Here is a 14,983-nt window from a genome sequence, read left to right on the forward strand (position 1 = left end):
GCACCGCAAACAACATCGGCAGCGAAGCCGGATTCTGGTACTTCAACTGCGCCCGGTACTGGATGTACCGGGAGTTGAGCGAATCGGGCACGGTGTCGCCCTTCGCCACCGCATACCAGCCGCTCCAGGTCGAATCGGGCGCCGCCGTCGCACCGGTCCGCACCGCCATCTCGACCGCTGACCCTCCGGGCGTCGAATCATCCCAGGACACGGTATGCCAGTTGGGCAGACCGCCACCATCGAAAACGGATGAGACATAGTCTTCACGATACGTCCGGTCGTAGATATTGCCGATCTCTCGAGTCACTCCGTGGTGGCCGGAATAGCAAGGGAGGTCCGTCACGGTATTCCAGTCCGGCCCCCAAAGCACATGGGCACTGCCGCTCTCGAAGTCGTTGAGAAAGATGTCGACATTGCCGTCCTTGTTGTAGTCGGCGACTTGCCCGCCGGTCGAGTTCAGGGTCAACGGGCCAATTGTAGACGTCTGCGCGTCGCTGAAGTACGGGGAGGAGCCCGTGTTGTAGTAGATGATGGGCTTTAAGTACGCGCCGTAGTAGGAACCACGGAAAAAGAGCAGGTCGACCAAACCATCCTTGTTGAAGTCGTAGGCTGCGCTGCCGCCGAAGCACTGGGCGGTATTGATGACCGTGCGGTTCTGGACGCTGAACCCAGAGGCGGAACCCCAGTAAATCCATGCCTGCGTGATATCGTCGTGCCCGGTATAGACGATGTCGAGCCAGCCGTCGTGGTTGAAGTCGGCAACAGTAACCCCTTGGGCATCGAAGCCGCTGCCGCCCGGTGAGAAATCGAGCGTCTCCAGTTGGTACGTGTGGTTAGGCCCGAAATAGAAGATGGGCTGGTGAGTGCAGTCGTTGGTGCAGCAGCCAATCAGGTCGAGGTACCCGTCCTTGTTGAGGTCTGCCACCACCCAGTTGTGACCGGTGTCGGTCCCAAGGTGTAGGAGTGTGACGTTTGATGGAGAGTAGCCGGAGCCGCTGCCCCAGTATATGTAGCTCGTCCCATCCTCTGAAGACAGGATAATGTCGAGGTAGCCGTCGTTATCAAGATCAGCCACGGCCACGGCCTCCGAATTGCTGACCGACAGGTTTGTCTTGTTCTGCGGGTCGGGTCCCGAGGCCGTCCCCCAGTAGATTGTCGCATAGGGCTGAGCCCGCCACCCGGTATGAATCAGGTCGGCGTACCCGTCGCAGTTCAGGTCGGCGCCGTCGCATTCGCCGCCGCCGCCGACGGGGTAGTCGCGCGAACGGCTGGCTAGAAACCCGGCCGTGTCGCCGAAGTACAGGTACACGTTCGACCCGTATCCTTCGGAGCAGACCAGATCCATCCAGCCGTCATTGTTGAAGTCGAAACGAGGGACGAACTCGACCGTGCCGCCGTAGCGGTGCGACACATACAGGTTGCTCGTGAACTGGCCGTCGCTGAAGTCCTGCCAGGAAGTCTCTGTCCAGGTTAAGGCAACAGCTATCCCGATGCTTGTCGCGAGGGCAAGCAGCACAGCCGCAGTCTTTCGCGCCGCGCCGCCCATTACCGAATTCTATGAGTGGCTCAGCCCATGTCAAGCTGCGGACTCGTGCCCGCAGACCTTGCACTTTCGTCGTTTGGGCGAGAGAATCGCGGCAAGCGCGAAGAGGACCGTCGCTACGATGACAATCGCCGCGCCCGAAGGAACGCCGAGCGAGTAGGAGATAACCAGGCCCGCGACACATGACACGACGCTCGCAATCCACGACAGGACGAACATCATGCCGTAGCGAGAGGTAAGCTGGTAGGCAGTGGCAGCCGGTGTCACGAGTAATGCCTCAACCAGAATGATGCCGACGGTCTTGATTGACACGACGACGGTCAACGCCAGCAGGCCGAGGAGCAGCGCCGCGAGTGTCCCGGTCGGCAGGCCGCTTGCCTCGGCCATGTCCTCGTCGAAGCTCAGGAACTTGAACTGACGATAGAGCAACCCGATGGTCCCGACCACCACGATTGCCAGCACTGCCATCAGCGCGAGGTTGCCGGCGGTTACGCCCAGCACGTTACCGAACAAGTAACCGTAGACCCGCGCATCGTAGCGCTTCATCAGCCCGATGAAAAGCACGCCGAGGGCCATGGCGAATGCGAAGAAGACGCCGATCGCGGCGTCCATCCGCAGTTGCGCGCGGCGGGTCGCGACCTGAATGAGACCGGCAGTACCCAGGCAGAAGAGCACCGCGGCGAACAGCGGGTTGATTGCCATCAGGAATCCAAGCGCCACGCCGCCGAATGCCGCATGCGCGAGACCAGAGCCGGCGAAGGCCATGCCGCGCAGGACGACGAAGACCCCGATGAAGGAACACGTGGAACCGACGATGACGCAGCTGAGGAGGGCGCGCTGCATGAACCCGTATCGCAGGAACTCAAGCATGCCTGTCCCCGACAACGACGTAGCGTCGGCCACCGTCCTCGGCGAATATGACCCGACCGCCGTAGAGTGTTTCCAGCGTCTCGCGGTTCAGCACCTGGGCGCAGCTTACCGAAGGCACGCACCGTCCGGTTGATGTAGAGCACCTTGTCAACGCAGGACAGGACTTCGTTGACATCGTGGGTGACGTAGAGCGTGGTCAGCCGGCGCTCGGCGTGGAGCTTCCGCACCAGGTCGACGATGGTGGACCGCGTCGCCACATCGACTGCCGACGTCGGCTCGTCCAGCAGCAGAAGTCGAGGCTCCTGCACCAGAGCGCGGGCGATAAGAAGTCGTTGTTGCTGGCCGCCGGACAGGTGCCCGGCAACGTGGTCGGCGGTCTCCTGCAGCCCGACCGCGGCCAGCGCTGCCTCGACCCGCCTCCGGTCGTCAGCGGTCGGTCGACCGAAGGTACCCAGGAACGGGTACAGCCCCATCGCGACCGCTTCGCGGACCGTAATCGGGAACTGCGGATCGATTGCTCGACGTTGAGGCACGTATCCGATTCGACGCCTGACCGAGGCGAGCTCGCGTCCAGTCGCGCCCAGGACTGACACGCGGCCGGACGCCGGTGTGACCAATCCGAGGGCCGCGCGCAACAGAGTCGTCTTGCCCGAGCCGTTCGGACCGATTATGCCGAGAAACTCGCCCGGTCCAAGGTCGAAACTGACGTCCTCGATGCCCACCGCCTGCTGGTAGGCGACCGTGACGTGGTCGAACCGGACCGAGCTCTCAGTCGTTGAGGTCAGGGTCGGCTCTCGTGCCGGCTACAGCCCCTTGAGCAGCGCTGCGATTGTCCGAACTGGGACGCCGGTGGCGCCGGCCGGTGCGTAGTCCCAGTCTTCCTTGGTGAAAGACGGCCCGGCGATGTCGATGTGAACCCAGGGCACGCCTTCCCCGACGAACTCCTTGAGGAAGAGCCCGGCGGTAATCGTACCGGCCACTCCCGGCTTGCCCGTATGCTTCATGTCTGCGACCCTGCTTCTCAGGTGTGACTTATAGCGGTCCGGCAGCGGTAGTTGCCAGAAGAACTCACCCTCCTGCCTGCCGACGGAGATCAGCCGGTCAATCGTCCTCTGGTCGGTGCCGAGCAGCCCCGAATACTCGTCTCCGAGAGCCACTACGCACGCACCAGTCAGTGTGGCAATGTCAATCATCAGGTCCGGGTTGAGGGTCGAGCCATAGGCCAGACTATCCGCCAGCAGGTGTCTGCCCTCGGCATCCGTGCTTATGACCTCGGCGGTCTTACCGTTGTAGTGCTTGATGACGTCACCCGGCTTCTGGGCGCCGCCGCCCGGCATGTTCTCAGCGAATGGCGCAAGGCCGTGTACCGTGACCGGCACATCCACGGAACCGAGCCACTTGAACAACCCCAGCACCGCGCCTGCACCGGCCATGTCGTCTTTCATGGTTTCCATGCCCGTTGACGGCTTGATTGACAACCCGCCGGAGTCAAAGGTGATGCCCTTGCCGATGACCACGACGGTCTTCTTCGACTTCCCAGGCGGGGTGTAAGTGAGGTGGACAAGGCACGGCGGCTGGTGCGAACCGGCCCCGACGCGCAGGATGCCGCCCATTCCGAGCTTCTCCAGCTCGGCCTTGTGCATCACCTCGACCGCGATGCGCCCCTTCTTCGCCAGACCCGAGGCGATCTCGCCCATCTTCTCGGGTGGCTTTGGACTGGGTGGTTCGTTGGCAAGGTCGCGGGCGAAACAAACGGCCTCGGAACGCGCCACCGCCTCGGTGACCGCCTTGCTCATCGCTGCCGACAGATTCTTCGAGTTTGCGAACACCAGAACCAGCTCGCCCACCGGTTTGGCATCATCCGGCTTTGGCGTCCGGTACTTGTCGAACCGATAACTCGACAAGACTGCACCCTCGACCGCTGCTGCCACGAAGTCGGCCAGGTCGCCTTTCACTTCTTTGCTGTCCGGAACGAGCAGCCCGACCGAATCTGACCCGATATCCTCGGCGCGCTTCAAAGCCCTGGCCGTCGCCGACCGGACCCGGTCAAGCTCAAACTCCTTCCGTTTGCCCAAACCGGCGAGAATGAGCTTCGCTGCCCCTGCCTCGGACCGCAGCAGGCTCGTCTTCTTCAGCTGGCCCGTGAACTTCTCTTCGGCCGCCACCGCCACGAAACTCCGGCCATCCTCACCCGGCAAGGCGAGCGGCGTCTTGTCGCCGTCGAACATGAACGCGACCAGCACTTTGCCGGTCCAGTTCTTCCTCGCAATCAGGTCTGTCCTCACTTCAACTCCTTCTGCGGGCTTCCTGCCCGCACGTCAATCTTATGCAGTAACAGGGTGTCCTGTCAAGCTGTGCCGACCGCGGCTCCTGCCCGCGTCTTTTCTTCCTTCAGGACCTTGCTCAAGACCCACGTGACCGCCACGGCCAGCACGATTCGCGGTACCAGGATCCAGAAGATGTTCGCACCCAGCACCAGGAATATGGCGGTGTCCTCAAACAACCCATGGCACAATGCCAGGAACGTGGCCACGAGCGTAATCTGCTTGGCATCAAGCTGCCCCTCGCGTGCGGTCTCGATTACGACTCCCGCCCCGAATACGATGCCGAATACGTTGCCGGCCAGCCACGGCATGCCTGCCTCCGGCTTCAGACCGATGAACCTGGTCGCGGCACCGATCGCGCGAAGTGTCTTCTCCATCAGCCCGTAACGCCGCCCCAGCTCGAGGATGATAAAGATGCCGACCAGCACGAGGAACATCTTGAGGCCGGTGTCCAACAACAGGCCCCGCGCCCAGTTTCCCAGTGCCGGCCCGATGCCGACATAGTGCATCTGCGCCATCTGCGCCAGTCGGGCCGCGTCCGCAGCCCCGGTGGTGCCGGTCTTGACGATGAGCCGGCTCAACCCCACCCCGGCGAGGAGCGAAAGCACCAGCCTTATGAACCAGAGCAGCCACCACTTGGCCCGTATCTGGAAGAACACGGCGGTTTCCAGAATCTGCGAGTGTGACAGCAGCAGCATGAGGCTGAGCACGGTGAGCTGCGCGGACGTTATCTTGAGCGCGGTGACCGCGCCCAGCCCGGCGTAGAGGTTGATAAGGTTGCCGATAATCAGTGCGAGCGCGGCTTCGCCGGGCAGCCCGAAGTGCTTCATCAGCGGCGCCATGAATTCGGCAAATAACCTGATGACGGAGGTGTACTTGAGCAAGGTGACAAAGGTGAAGACCGGGGCCACGATCAGCATCAGCTTCAGGAATGCCCGGACCCCATGCCACGCACCAAGGGCGGTCGTCCGGCCAAACGACGTCTGCGGCGGTGCCGTCTTCTCGCCGCTCATCCCCCGCCCCCCTCGAAAACTTCCAGCGACGCGACGCCATCGCGGATGACACCATAGGTAAAACTGGTCAGCCAGTTGCCGACATTGACGTACACGCCGCCCCGGAGCTGCCGGACCTCGGGCACGTGCGAATGCCCCATGATGACGATATCGAAACCAGAGGCAAGTTTGCTTTGGGCGAAGCTGGCCATGTCTTCGACCAGTGTTGGCCTGGCGCGTCCGACCCGGCTGGCCCGGGCCACCGCCAGGGCAAGGCCGATACCGATGTCCGGGTGAAGCAGTGAGTAAAGCCAGCCGTCAATCCGACTGCGCATCAGCACCCGAAAGACCCGAGGCACGAACGTCCGGTCCAAGGTGTCGCCGTGGGCGAGGAAAACCCGCTTGCCGTCCAGCGTGACTTCGAGTTCGTCCGTCGCCTCTGCCCCGAGTTCGCGACGCCAGAAATCTTTGAACCAGAAGTCGTGATTGCCCTTAAGGTAGCCAATGCGTGTACCCATCCGACTCAACTCGGCGAGTTCAGCCAACGCTCGAAACCCCGGCTTGGGAATCGCCCGGCCATACTCAAACCAGAACTCAAACAGGTCGCCGAGGATGTAGAGCGACTCTGCCTTGCCGCGGATTGACTCGAGGAATCTGAACAGCCGCTGCTCGGCGTCGGGGTGACCGCCGCCGATGTGGGCGTCAGATACGAAGTAGTGCGCGCTCAATCTTGGCCAGCGACCGCTCGAGCGGCAGGCTGGTGTCGATTCGGATGGTGCCGGGGCCGACCTGCGGCGGGTTGAACCGGCTCTTCATTTCCCGGTAGATGTCGATTGTAGCGTCCGAGAACGAGTACTCGCCCGCGCGCTTGCGCAGCCGGGACCGGACGGTCCGCTCCGGGCAGTCGGCGAACACGAACAGCACCGGCGCAGCGGCCTTTGCCGCGGCCTTGAGCGCGCGCTCCCTGGAGTCTTCGCTCAGGAATGTCGCGTCCGCAATCACGCTGAACCCGGCCGAAAGGAAAACCTGCGCCCGACGCAGCAGCTCCGCATAGGTCTTCTCACTGATATCGCCCTTGTAGATACCGCCGCCGAAGTTCTCGACCTGGCGACTGCCCACCGGAATCCCGAGGAGCTGTTTGCGGACGGAGTCGGACAGGAAGTGAAAAGCGCCCGTGCGCTCTGCCAGCCTCCGCGCCACGTACGTCTTGCCCACGCCCGGCAGTCCCATCATCACGACGAGCTTCGGCCTGGCCGACATACCGGTGGCGTAGCGGTGGGACAGCTTGAAGTACTCGGACGCGGTCTTCGCTGCCTTTGCCTTGTCGGCCGGGCTGACTCCGGGGTCGTTCAGGACAAAGCTCGTGACCTTGCCGCGCACGTATGCCCGATAGCACTTGTAGAAGTTGAGCAGGCGCGGCAGGCCAGCGTCTCCGGAGTGTGCCATGTACCGCTCGACAAAGAAGTCCGCCAGGTCCTTGCGCCCCCAGTAGTCGAGGTCCATGGCCATGAAAGCGATTTCGGAGGCCACGTCCGAGCAGGAAAAGCGCGGATTGAATTCGATGCAGTCGAAGATCCGGACAGCAGAGGATTCCAGGATTCCAGGGGTCCAAGATTCGAGTGTCCGAACACTAGAATCCTCGAATCCTCGTCCCCTCGACCCCTCTTCGAGTATGAAGATGTTCTTCGAATGCAGGTCGCCGTGGCAGCGGCGCACGAAGCCGCCGGCGCGCCGGCGCCGGAACAGCCCGCGGTTGTCCGCGATGAAGCGCTCGACTGCTGCTTTGGTCTCGTTGAGCTCGCGCCGCGTAATCGTCCGGCCGATGAACTCCCCGGTCTGCGCGAAGTTCTCGTCCCAGTTGAAACGGATTGTCTCGATGCTGCCGTGCCGGGCGACCTCGCGCCCATGCTCCGCCTTCCGGTGGAAATCGGCAATCGATCGCGCTATCTGGTCCACGTGTTCGCAGGTCACGTTGCCGCTCTTGAGCTGCTCGGTCATTATCCACTCCTGCGGCAACTCCTTCATCTCCAGACAGTAGTCAATCGCCTCTCCCCGGACGCCGAGGGCGAGCCGGCCGCGCGCCATGGTAATCGGCAGGACCCGAATGTAGATGTCGGGCGAGAGAATCTGGTTGAGCCGGAATTCCTCGTTGCAGAAGAACTCGCGCGCGGACAGAGTCGTGTAGTCGAGGAAACCGAAGTTCACCGGCTTCTTCACCTTGTAGGCACGACTGCCGGTGAGGAATACCCACGACGTGTGCGTCTGCAGCATCCGCACCCGCTTCACGCCCTTGCCGTACAGACTCGGCCTCATCATCTCGGCGATTCGGCCTTGAATGGTAGGCTGCTGCTGCTCCTTGCGCCCGGCTCCACCTTCTGTCTTCATCCTTCCGCCTTCATCTTTCCGCCTTGTCCTGATGCCAGTTGCCAGCCGAGTGCCAGCGCTTTCTTGTTGAGGTCGAGGGTCTTGGCCGGCGCGCGGTGCGCCACGGCCTTCTCCAACGACTCCAACTTCACGACCCGGGTCAGTTGCGCCACGACGCCGAGCATCACGATGTTGGTGAACAGCTCGCGCCCCAGTTCGGTTCGCGCGGTCTCGGTCATCGGCACGCAAATCGCGCCCTCGCGCGGACACTCGTGGACGTAGAAGCTGTCGATGACTGCGGTGCCGTGGACCTTCAGGTCCTCGAAGTACCTGTCCACCGCCGGCTGGCTCAGGCAGACGAGCACATCCAGTCGCCGGGACTTTGGATACAGAATCGGTTCATCGGCAATGATGACATCGGCACGGGAAGCCCCGCCGCGCGCCTCCGGTCCGTAGCTCTGCGTCTGCACCACGTGCCGCCCCTCGTGGACGCCCGCCGCCTCGGCGAGAATCACGCTGGCGAGGATAACACCCTGACCGCCGGTACCTGCCAGCCGAATCTCAGTCTTCATCATCGCTGCAGGAATCGAGGGGTCGAGGATTCAAGGATTCCAGTGCCAGGACACCCGAATCCTCGGCTCCGCGCTTCTGAATTCTAGCTTCCAGCATCTGACTTCTCACTTCGCCCGGTCCTCGGATCTCCCCTGCGCCTTGGCCCGCACCTGCTCGTAGAGCTTTGAATACGGCGGCACTTCCTCGCGGTCGTGCAGCACGCCGATGACGAACTTGTCCTGCACCTGCCACGGGTCCTGCACCTTGCTCACGTCCACCGAACGGTCGCGGATCCACTCGAGCATCTTCACGGCGTCGCCCAATCCCTGGTGTCGGCCGTAGAAGGTCGGGCATTGTGAGATAATCTCGACCACGCTGAAGCCACGCTTGCTCAGCGCCAGCTTCGCCATCTTCTTCAGATGGGCAACGTGGAATGTCGTGCTGCGGGCGACGAACATCGCGCCGGTCGCGCGTGCCATGAAGCATGTATCGAAGTCGCGCTCCACGTTGCCGTAGGGCGCGGTCGCGGCCTTTTCCATCGTCGGTGTAGTCGGCGAATACTGGCCGCCGGTCATACCGTAGGTGAAGTTGTTGAGCACGAATACCGTGACGTCGATGTTCCGCCGCGCGGCGTGGATGAAATGGTTGCCGCCGATTGCCAGCATGTCGCCGTCTCCGCCGAACACGACGACTTTGAGGTCGGGCCGCGCCAACTTCACGCCGGTCGCAGCCGGCAGAGCCCGCCCATGCAACGTGTGGAACGTGTCGCAGTCCACGTATCCGGAGATGCGTGACGAACACCCGATGCCGGACACGACGCACAGCTCGTCCTGATTGACGCCCGTCTCGATGAGCCCCCGCACGACCGTGTTCATGGCCGTGCCGATGCCGCAACCCGGACAGAGGATGTGCGGGAACCGCTCGTCAACCCGGAAGTAGTCCAGGAACCGGTCCACGGCCTCGGGCTCGGCTAGCCGAGCGGGTTCGGTGGTTCTAGGGTCCCGGGGTTCAGGTCTCTGAGTCATCTTCGCAATCTGCGGTTGCTCGGTCCCTCATTCGACATTCGTCATTCGCAATTCGTCATTTCCTCAGAGTGCCTCTATTATCTCCGCCGGTGTGAGCATCTCCCCGTCGTAACGTTGGACCGAGATGACCGGCACATTCCGGCTCACACTCCGCTCGATGGTCCGGCGCAACTGCCCCTGGTTCATCTCCGGCACGATGACCCGACGCGCGCTCTTCATCAACGCTATCATCCGTTCCATCGGGAACGGCCAGATCATCCGCAAGCGTAGGATGCCAACCCGTCGCCCGGTCTTCTGCTCATACTGCCGCTTCGCCTCTATGGCCGAACGCGCGGCGCTTCCGTAGCAGACTATCACGGTCTCCGCGCCGAGGTCCTCGTAGGTCACATCCCACAACCAGCTCCGATTGTCGTCTATCTTCTTACGCAACCGGTCCATGTTCCAGCGGATGATCTCCGGGTCGTCGGACGGGAACCCATCCTTCCGGTGGGTCAACCCGGTCAGATGCACGCGATACCCCTCGCCGAAGCTGGCAATCCGCGCGTCGTAGTTGTTCGAATCCTCGTAGTGGTAGTACTCTGGTGCCGCCACCTTCGACCGCTTCGATTCCCACAGCGCAATCGTCTCCGGCAGCTCGACTGCCTCTCGCATGTGCCCGACGATCTCATCCATCAGCACGATGACCGGGATTCTGAGCCGCTCGGACAGATTCACTGCCTGCACGGTCAGGTCAAAACACTCCCGCACGCTCCATGGACAAAGCGCGACAATCGGATGGTCGCCGTGCGTGCCATGCCGCGCCTGCATCACGTCCGACTGTGCAGTCCGGGTCGGAGTTCCGGTTGCGGGCCCGCCCCGCATCACATTGACGATGATGCACGGCAGCTCGGCCATTATGGAATAGCCGATGCCCTCCTGCATCAGGGAGAAACCCGGACCCGACGTCGCGGTCATCGCCTTCACCCCGGCCGCTGTGGCGCCGTTCATGCAGCAGATGGACGCAATCTCGTCCTCCATCTGGATGAACGTGCCTCCGACCCGCGGCAACTCGCGGGCAAGGTATTCGGCAATCTCGGTCGAAGGCGTAATCGGATAGCCGGCGAAGAACCGCACGCCCGCGCGCACCGCGCCCATCGCACACGCCTCATTGCCGGACAACAACTGAAGGCTCACAGCTTACGGCTCACAGCTTGCAGCCTCCCGGTAACCAAAACTCCGGCTTCCGTCCTTCGACATTTCGTCATTGATTGGTCATTGGTCATTGGCGCTTGGTCATTTCTGCACGAATATCGCCATATCCGGACACCGCAACTCGCACATCCGGCACGCAATGCACTTCTCCGGGTGCGCGACCTTTATCTTGAACCGTTCGTCGAGGTCGAGCGTGCCGGTCGGGCAGAACTCCACGCATATCCGACAACCCTTGCAAAACCGGCGGATGATTGTGTGCGTATGCCCCTTGGGCCCGACCGAAGAAACCGGCTCCTCGAGCAGGAACTTCTTCACGCGGAACCTCGCGCAGGGCTGCAGCCGGCGGGCAAGTCGTGGACAGTCATTGTCTTCAGAGAGGCTATTCTATCGAGGCGAAGCCGAGGGTCAACCTCGGGAGAAGGACAGCCGACAGCTAACAGCTTGCAGCTTACAGCTTGGAAGACCGACCCATCACACGGGACAGGAGACCGGCGAGCATCCTCTTCACCTCCTCATAATCGGCGTCGAGTTTGCGCGCAGTCTCCGCCGGGGCATAGCCAAGAGCAGTCGCCAGATGTATCTGATAGCGCACCTCCTCACAAGACCCGACTGCGACGTTGATGAATTGCGCGAACTCCTTCGCGCCCGAACGCGCGCCACCCTCGGCGAGGTTCATCGGAATCGAATACGCGGCGCGCCGCATCTGGGAGGTCAAGGCGAACAACTCACAGTCAGGAAACGAAGCAGTCAGCTTGTAGACCTCCAACACCAGCCCATCAGCCCGCTTGAACACCTCGTACTTCCTCACATCTCTCACTCGCTGTCTCCTTTCGTCCGAGCGGTTAGCTGTTAGCTGTAAGCTGTCAGCTGCCCGCTAGCTGTTAGCTGTGAGCTGCAAGCTGTTAGCTATCTGCAGCCGGCAGGAGTTCATCGACGCTTCCAGGTCTGCAAGCCTAGCCGCGTAGGCGCTGTCGCTGAACCGGGCACTCGCTTCCTTCCAGATGTCGCCGATGGCCGCATTGAGCTCGTCGGCGAATGCCCGCCGGTCCGGACGCCCGCCGGCCTGACAAACGAGCTCGCGCAGGCAGTCCACAACCCGCTTTACAGCCCCGATGTCAAGATGGTCGCTCGCGAGCCAGCCGAGGTCACGGAATTCCGGCCCCAAAGCCCGAGCCAGTTGCGTAAGTCCCTGCGGTCCGAGCGCGGTATCAGCAAGCAACGCCACGACCCGGCACTGCACCTGCGCCAACAGCAACTCCAGGGTTCGCTCGTCCCGGCTGACGATCGCCTTGCGCGCAATGTCGAACACCGGCCCGATACGGACGTGCACTGCCGCAGTGTCACCCGACCTGAGCTGCCTCGCGCCCAGACGCGAAAGCAACGCGGCGGCGATGTTGTCCGGTGCGAGCAGCCGGATGGTTCTCACTGCGAACGGCACGAGCAACACCAAGGCAGAGATGAACCACACTATCGCCAGGTCCACCCACGGATGCCCTGCGGCGCGGATGTTCCGGTACGAGGCCATCAACAGCGCGATAAACACCATGGTCAGCAGGAGCATGGCGAAAGTGAACACGAAAACGGCCGACCGCGTATGCAGCCCAATCACCCGGTGGGTGTAGCTCTGGGCGGCGAGCTGAAGACCGATGAGCGTGAGCGTAAAGGCAATCCCGAGCACCGCCGCCAGAGACTGCAGGAAAGAACTGAGCATGAACAGGCTGCTCCCGTTCACGTCGCCTGCGTAGACGCGTAGCGAACCGGCGAGAACCAGCGCGGTTGTCAGCGCGATGGCCACGACCAGCAGCCAGAACAAACCGACCTCCCACGGCCGCCGTGCCGCATTATCCTTCACTCGCGGACTCCTCTTTTCCATTCAGGCTGTTAGCTGTCAGCCGTTAGCTATCGGCTCCTCTTCGTGTCTCATAACGCTCATACTTCTACATCTGCCCGCGCGATTGTCAAGCTGCGAAGCACGGAACGGAACAACCGCAGGTGAAGCAGATGACGCAGATTCAGGATTCGGATAGAGCAGAATTCAGAAACCAGAGACCAGAATGCAGAATTGACGATGGACGAAGAGACGATGGACGAAAGGACGAGTAACCGCAGACTACGCAGATGACGCAGATGTGAGAACCGCCAAGGACGGGGACATGACCGCGAAAACGGGGATTGTCCCGCCCAAATGGGGGCTGTGTCGCGCTGTTCGTTCCTACGGTGCCCCGGCACGTCCGACGCAAGCGCTCCGTGGGACTGTCCCAAGTTCTCCACGTTCCATCCTCACATCCTTCTGCTTCTCCTCCCTAACCCCCAGCCCTCGTCCCCTACCCCTCGCCCCTAGCCCCTATTCCTATGTCCGCCGCCCCCGGTCCTGCCCGCCGGCTGGTCTGGGGCCCGGCTGTACCACCACCCACTATCGCTGGCCCTGCGCTGCCTGACGCGCTTCCCGACATGCCCTCGTCCCGACCTGTCCCCGCGCCGTCCTCCCGCTCTTCCCATGCACCACCCCGCGCCCATCGCACATCGCTCTCGTCTCTGCGTCGGCCCGTGCTTCGGGCAGACCTCCCTCCCGCCTCCCCGGAGTCACTCCCCAGACCATCCCATTACCCTCTCCCCGGATGGTCCCGGGAGCCCTACCCCTGACGGTCAACCGAGTCCTTCCCCTGAGGCTCCCTGGAGCCGTACCGGAGACGGTGGGGGGACCCGGTGGGGGGACGGTCCCCGGAGGGGGTCCGGAGACGGTCCCCTTAGCTGCTCCCCCCACCATTCGGGGAACGCCTTCCCGGGTGCGGGAGTTGGCGGGGCAGTGGATATGGCTACCAATCCGGCCGGGATATCAGGCCCGTGAACTATGCGGGAGCGGTCACATAAGGTACTGCTGCAGCGGACGATAGAGCCATCAACCTTTGCGACCGTGGTCGGCTCCCTGCCGAGGGCAAGGAAGCATGGATTGACCGCCGGAATCCTGCCCTACCCGGTCCGCACCGCCCAGCATCCGCTTCGGCAGCGGCGACTGCCCACTCTCCCGCACCGTCGGCCGAGTACCCACGGACACGAAAAGCGGGCTGCCCGCGTGAGTTGGAGTAGCCTGAAAGAGAGAAGCTGTTTGTCCTACTTGGTCAGGACGACCTTTCTGACAGCTTGGGCTTGAGCTTGCGCTTGGGCTGTCCTCACGAAGTACACGCCCGGTGCCAGCGCCCGCACGTCATTCGTGCCCGGCTTCAGGTCCAGCACTTTCCTGCCGCTGATGTCGAGCAGATGGGCGCCTACCGCCAACCGCTTATCGCCGACAGCCTCGGGCAGAAGAAGCACGCCGCGGACTATCGTCGGCAGAGGCCTTCCTGCTGCGGCCCGGCTGTCGCCCTGCTGAATCCCGGCGCCAGAGTCACGTATGACGGAAATGTGGCTGCCTTGGTTGGCAACATACAGACGACTCTGCGCCGGGTCCCAGACCATTCTGCCGGGGTTTCCTCCGACATTGACCTCCGCCTCGATGGTATTCGTGGCAGCATCAATCACGGTGACGATATCCGTCTGGCTCGAACAATAGACGCGGTCGTGCTCTTGCCCGACCCGGCAGGACCGTCAATCGCAAGGATGAAACCGCGAGGGTGCTTCATAGAGGGCACCATATCAAAGAACCGGCCCCTTTCAAGCCATCCCGCCTCCCCTGCTCGGAATGACAGGCGGTTCTATGTCGGCTCTAGGGGCTCGACCTGCGTGGAGATGGTGACGCGGCCGTGGCCCGCAATGCTCGGAAGCTTGCCCCGCGACTCGCCCTGAGAATCACCCTGCAAGTCATCTTCCGAATCACTCCGCGAGTGGCAGTGAAGGTCACCTCGCGAGTGACGCCGCGGGTCACGACGCGAATTGCCGTCCGAGAGATACCGCCAGTCGCGTGCCGAGTCGCGGTGCGGGTAGCCCTCCAAACCACGGGACAAGTTGCCCTGAACATTGCCCGCCAATTCTCTCCGCGAGTCGCCCTCCAAGTCATGTGCCGAACCGCCGTCGGAACCACCTTGGGAACCGTTCCCGGGGTGACCCCCAGGGCGAGTCGCACAGCGTCCCAAACCGCCACTAATCCAAGGACTTATCACCTATCCTTGCCATCTGCCCGCATGA

General features: G+C 62.5%; 14 protein-coding genes and 1 pseudogene. 1 reads left to right on the top strand and 14 read right to left on the bottom strand.

Translation table 11 applies throughout. The annotated features are described in order from the left end of the window. The 3 genes from VMH22_09970 to VMH22_09980 all read right to left on the bottom strand — a co-directional run. Window positions 1–1,546, bottom strand: a 1,546-nt coding sequence (locus VMH22_09970) for a VCBS repeat-containing protein (GenBank protein ID HTW92021.1), incomplete at its 3' end; no start/stop codon positions are given. 30 nt (window positions 1,547–1,576) lie between these two features. Further along, complete coding sequence (locus tag VMH22_09975; GenBank protein HTW92022.1) at window positions 1,577–2,413, bottom strand: metal ABC transporter permease; 837 nt, start codon at window positions 2,411–2,413, stop codon at window positions 1,577–1,579. Next, the gene (locus VMH22_09980) at window positions 2,406–2,531 is read right to left on the bottom strand and encodes a hypothetical protein (protein ID HTW92023.1); all 126 of its coding nucleotides are present in this window, start codon (window positions 2,529–2,531) and stop codon (window positions 2,406–2,408) included. Before VMH22_09980 ends, VMH22_09975 begins: the two co-directional genes overlap by 8 nt. A gap of 58 nt (window positions 2,532–2,589) precedes the next feature. Between VMH22_09980 and VMH22_09985 the strand changes: the two genes are divergently transcribed. Continuing rightward, on the top strand, window positions 2,590–3,003 hold the full coding sequence (locus tag VMH22_09985) for a hypothetical protein (GenBank protein ID HTW92024.1): 414 nt from the start codon (window positions 2,590–2,592) through the stop codon (window positions 3,001–3,003). Between the two features lie 213 nt (window positions 3,004–3,216). Here VMH22_09985 and VMH22_09990 read toward each other — a convergent pair whose 3' ends face one another. From VMH22_09990 to VMH22_10040, 11 genes and pseudogenes are all read right to left on the bottom strand, one after another. Beyond that, a complete protein-coding gene (locus VMH22_09990; GenBank protein ID HTW92025.1) occupies window positions 3,217–4,698 on the bottom strand; it encodes a leucyl aminopeptidase in 1,482 nt (493 codons plus the stop codon). A 62-nt stretch (window positions 4,699–4,760) separates the two neighbouring features. Then, window positions 4,761–5,750, bottom strand: a complete 990-nt coding sequence (locus tag VMH22_09995) for a nucleoside recognition domain-containing protein (protein HTW92026.1) — start codon at window positions 5,748–5,750, stop codon at window positions 4,761–4,763. Beyond that, window positions 5,747–6,457, bottom strand: a complete 711-nt coding sequence (locus VMH22_10000; protein ID HTW92027.1) for a UDP-2,3-diacylglucosamine diphosphatase — start codon at window positions 6,455–6,457, stop codon at window positions 5,747–5,749. Before VMH22_10000 ends, VMH22_09995 begins: the two co-directional genes overlap by 4 nt. Beyond that, the gene (locus VMH22_10005; GenBank protein HTW92028.1) at window positions 6,432–8,114 is read right to left on the bottom strand and encodes an AAA family ATPase; all 1,683 of its coding nucleotides are present in this window, start codon (window positions 8,112–8,114) and stop codon (window positions 6,432–6,434) included. The genes VMH22_10000 and VMH22_10005 overlap by 26 nt, the downstream gene beginning before the upstream one ends. Beyond that, entirely contained in the window at window positions 8,111–8,665 is a 555-nt protein-coding gene (locus tag VMH22_10010) for a 2-oxoacid:acceptor oxidoreductase family protein (GenBank protein ID HTW92029.1), read from the bottom strand. The genes VMH22_10005 and VMH22_10010 overlap by 4 nt, the downstream gene beginning before the upstream one ends. Before the next feature lie 105 nt (window positions 8,666–8,770). Next, a complete protein-coding gene (locus tag VMH22_10015; protein HTW92030.1) occupies window positions 8,771–9,670 on the bottom strand; it encodes a 2-oxoacid:ferredoxin oxidoreductase subunit beta in 900 nt (299 codons plus the stop codon). Window positions 9,671–9,733: 63 nt separating this feature from the next. Further along, window positions 9,734–10,843 (bottom strand): 2-oxoacid:acceptor oxidoreductase subunit alpha, encoded by a 1,110-nt coding sequence (locus tag VMH22_10020; protein HTW92031.1) that lies wholly within the window; start codon window positions 10,841–10,843, stop codon window positions 9,734–9,736. Between the two features lie 99 nt (window positions 10,844–10,942). Beyond that, a complete protein-coding gene (locus tag VMH22_10025; protein HTW92032.1) occupies window positions 10,943–11,176 on the bottom strand; it encodes a 4Fe-4S binding protein in 234 nt (77 codons plus the stop codon). Window positions 11,177–11,309: 133 nt separating this feature from the next. Further along, complete coding sequence (locus tag VMH22_10030) at window positions 11,310–11,678, bottom strand: four helix bundle protein (GenBank protein HTW92033.1); 369 nt, start codon at window positions 11,676–11,678, stop codon at window positions 11,310–11,312. 57 nt (window positions 11,679–11,735) lie between these two features. Then, complete coding sequence (locus VMH22_10035) at window positions 11,736–12,713, bottom strand: hypothetical protein (protein HTW92034.1); 978 nt, start codon at window positions 12,711–12,713, stop codon at window positions 11,736–11,738. A gap of 1,259 nt (window positions 12,714–13,972) precedes the next feature. Continuing rightward, window positions 13,973–14,404 (bottom strand): annotated as a pseudogene (locus VMH22_10040) (hypothetical protein). Window positions 14,405–14,983: the final 579 nt, after the last annotated feature.

Source organism: bacterium, from assembly GCA_035505375.1.
Lineage (GTDB): Bacteria > Hydrothermota > Tepidihabitantia > Tepidihabitantales > Tepidihabitantaceae > UBA2258.

What these genes read in the sequence shown, in the direction of transcription:
- VMH22_09975 (HTW92022.1), bottom strand. Translation starts at nt 2,413, where the DNA reads ATGCTTGAGTTCCTGCGATACGGGTTCATGCAGCGCGCCCTCCTCAGC.
- VMH22_09995 (HTW92026.1), bottom strand. Translation starts at nt 5,750, where the DNA reads ATGAGCGGCGAGAAGACGGCACCGCCGCAGACGTCGTTTGGCCGGACG.
- VMH22_10005 (HTW92028.1), bottom strand. Translation starts at nt 8,114, where the DNA reads ATGAAGACAGAAGGTGGAGCCGGGCGCAAGGAGCAGCAGCAGCCTACC.
- VMH22_10010 (HTW92029.1), bottom strand. Translation starts at nt 8,665, where the DNA reads ATGAAGACTGAGATTCGGCTGGCAGGTACCGGCGGTCAGGGTGTTATC.
- VMH22_10015 (HTW92030.1), bottom strand. Translation starts at nt 9,670, where the DNA reads ATGACTCAGAGACCTGAACCCCGGGACCCTAGAACCACCGAACCCGCT.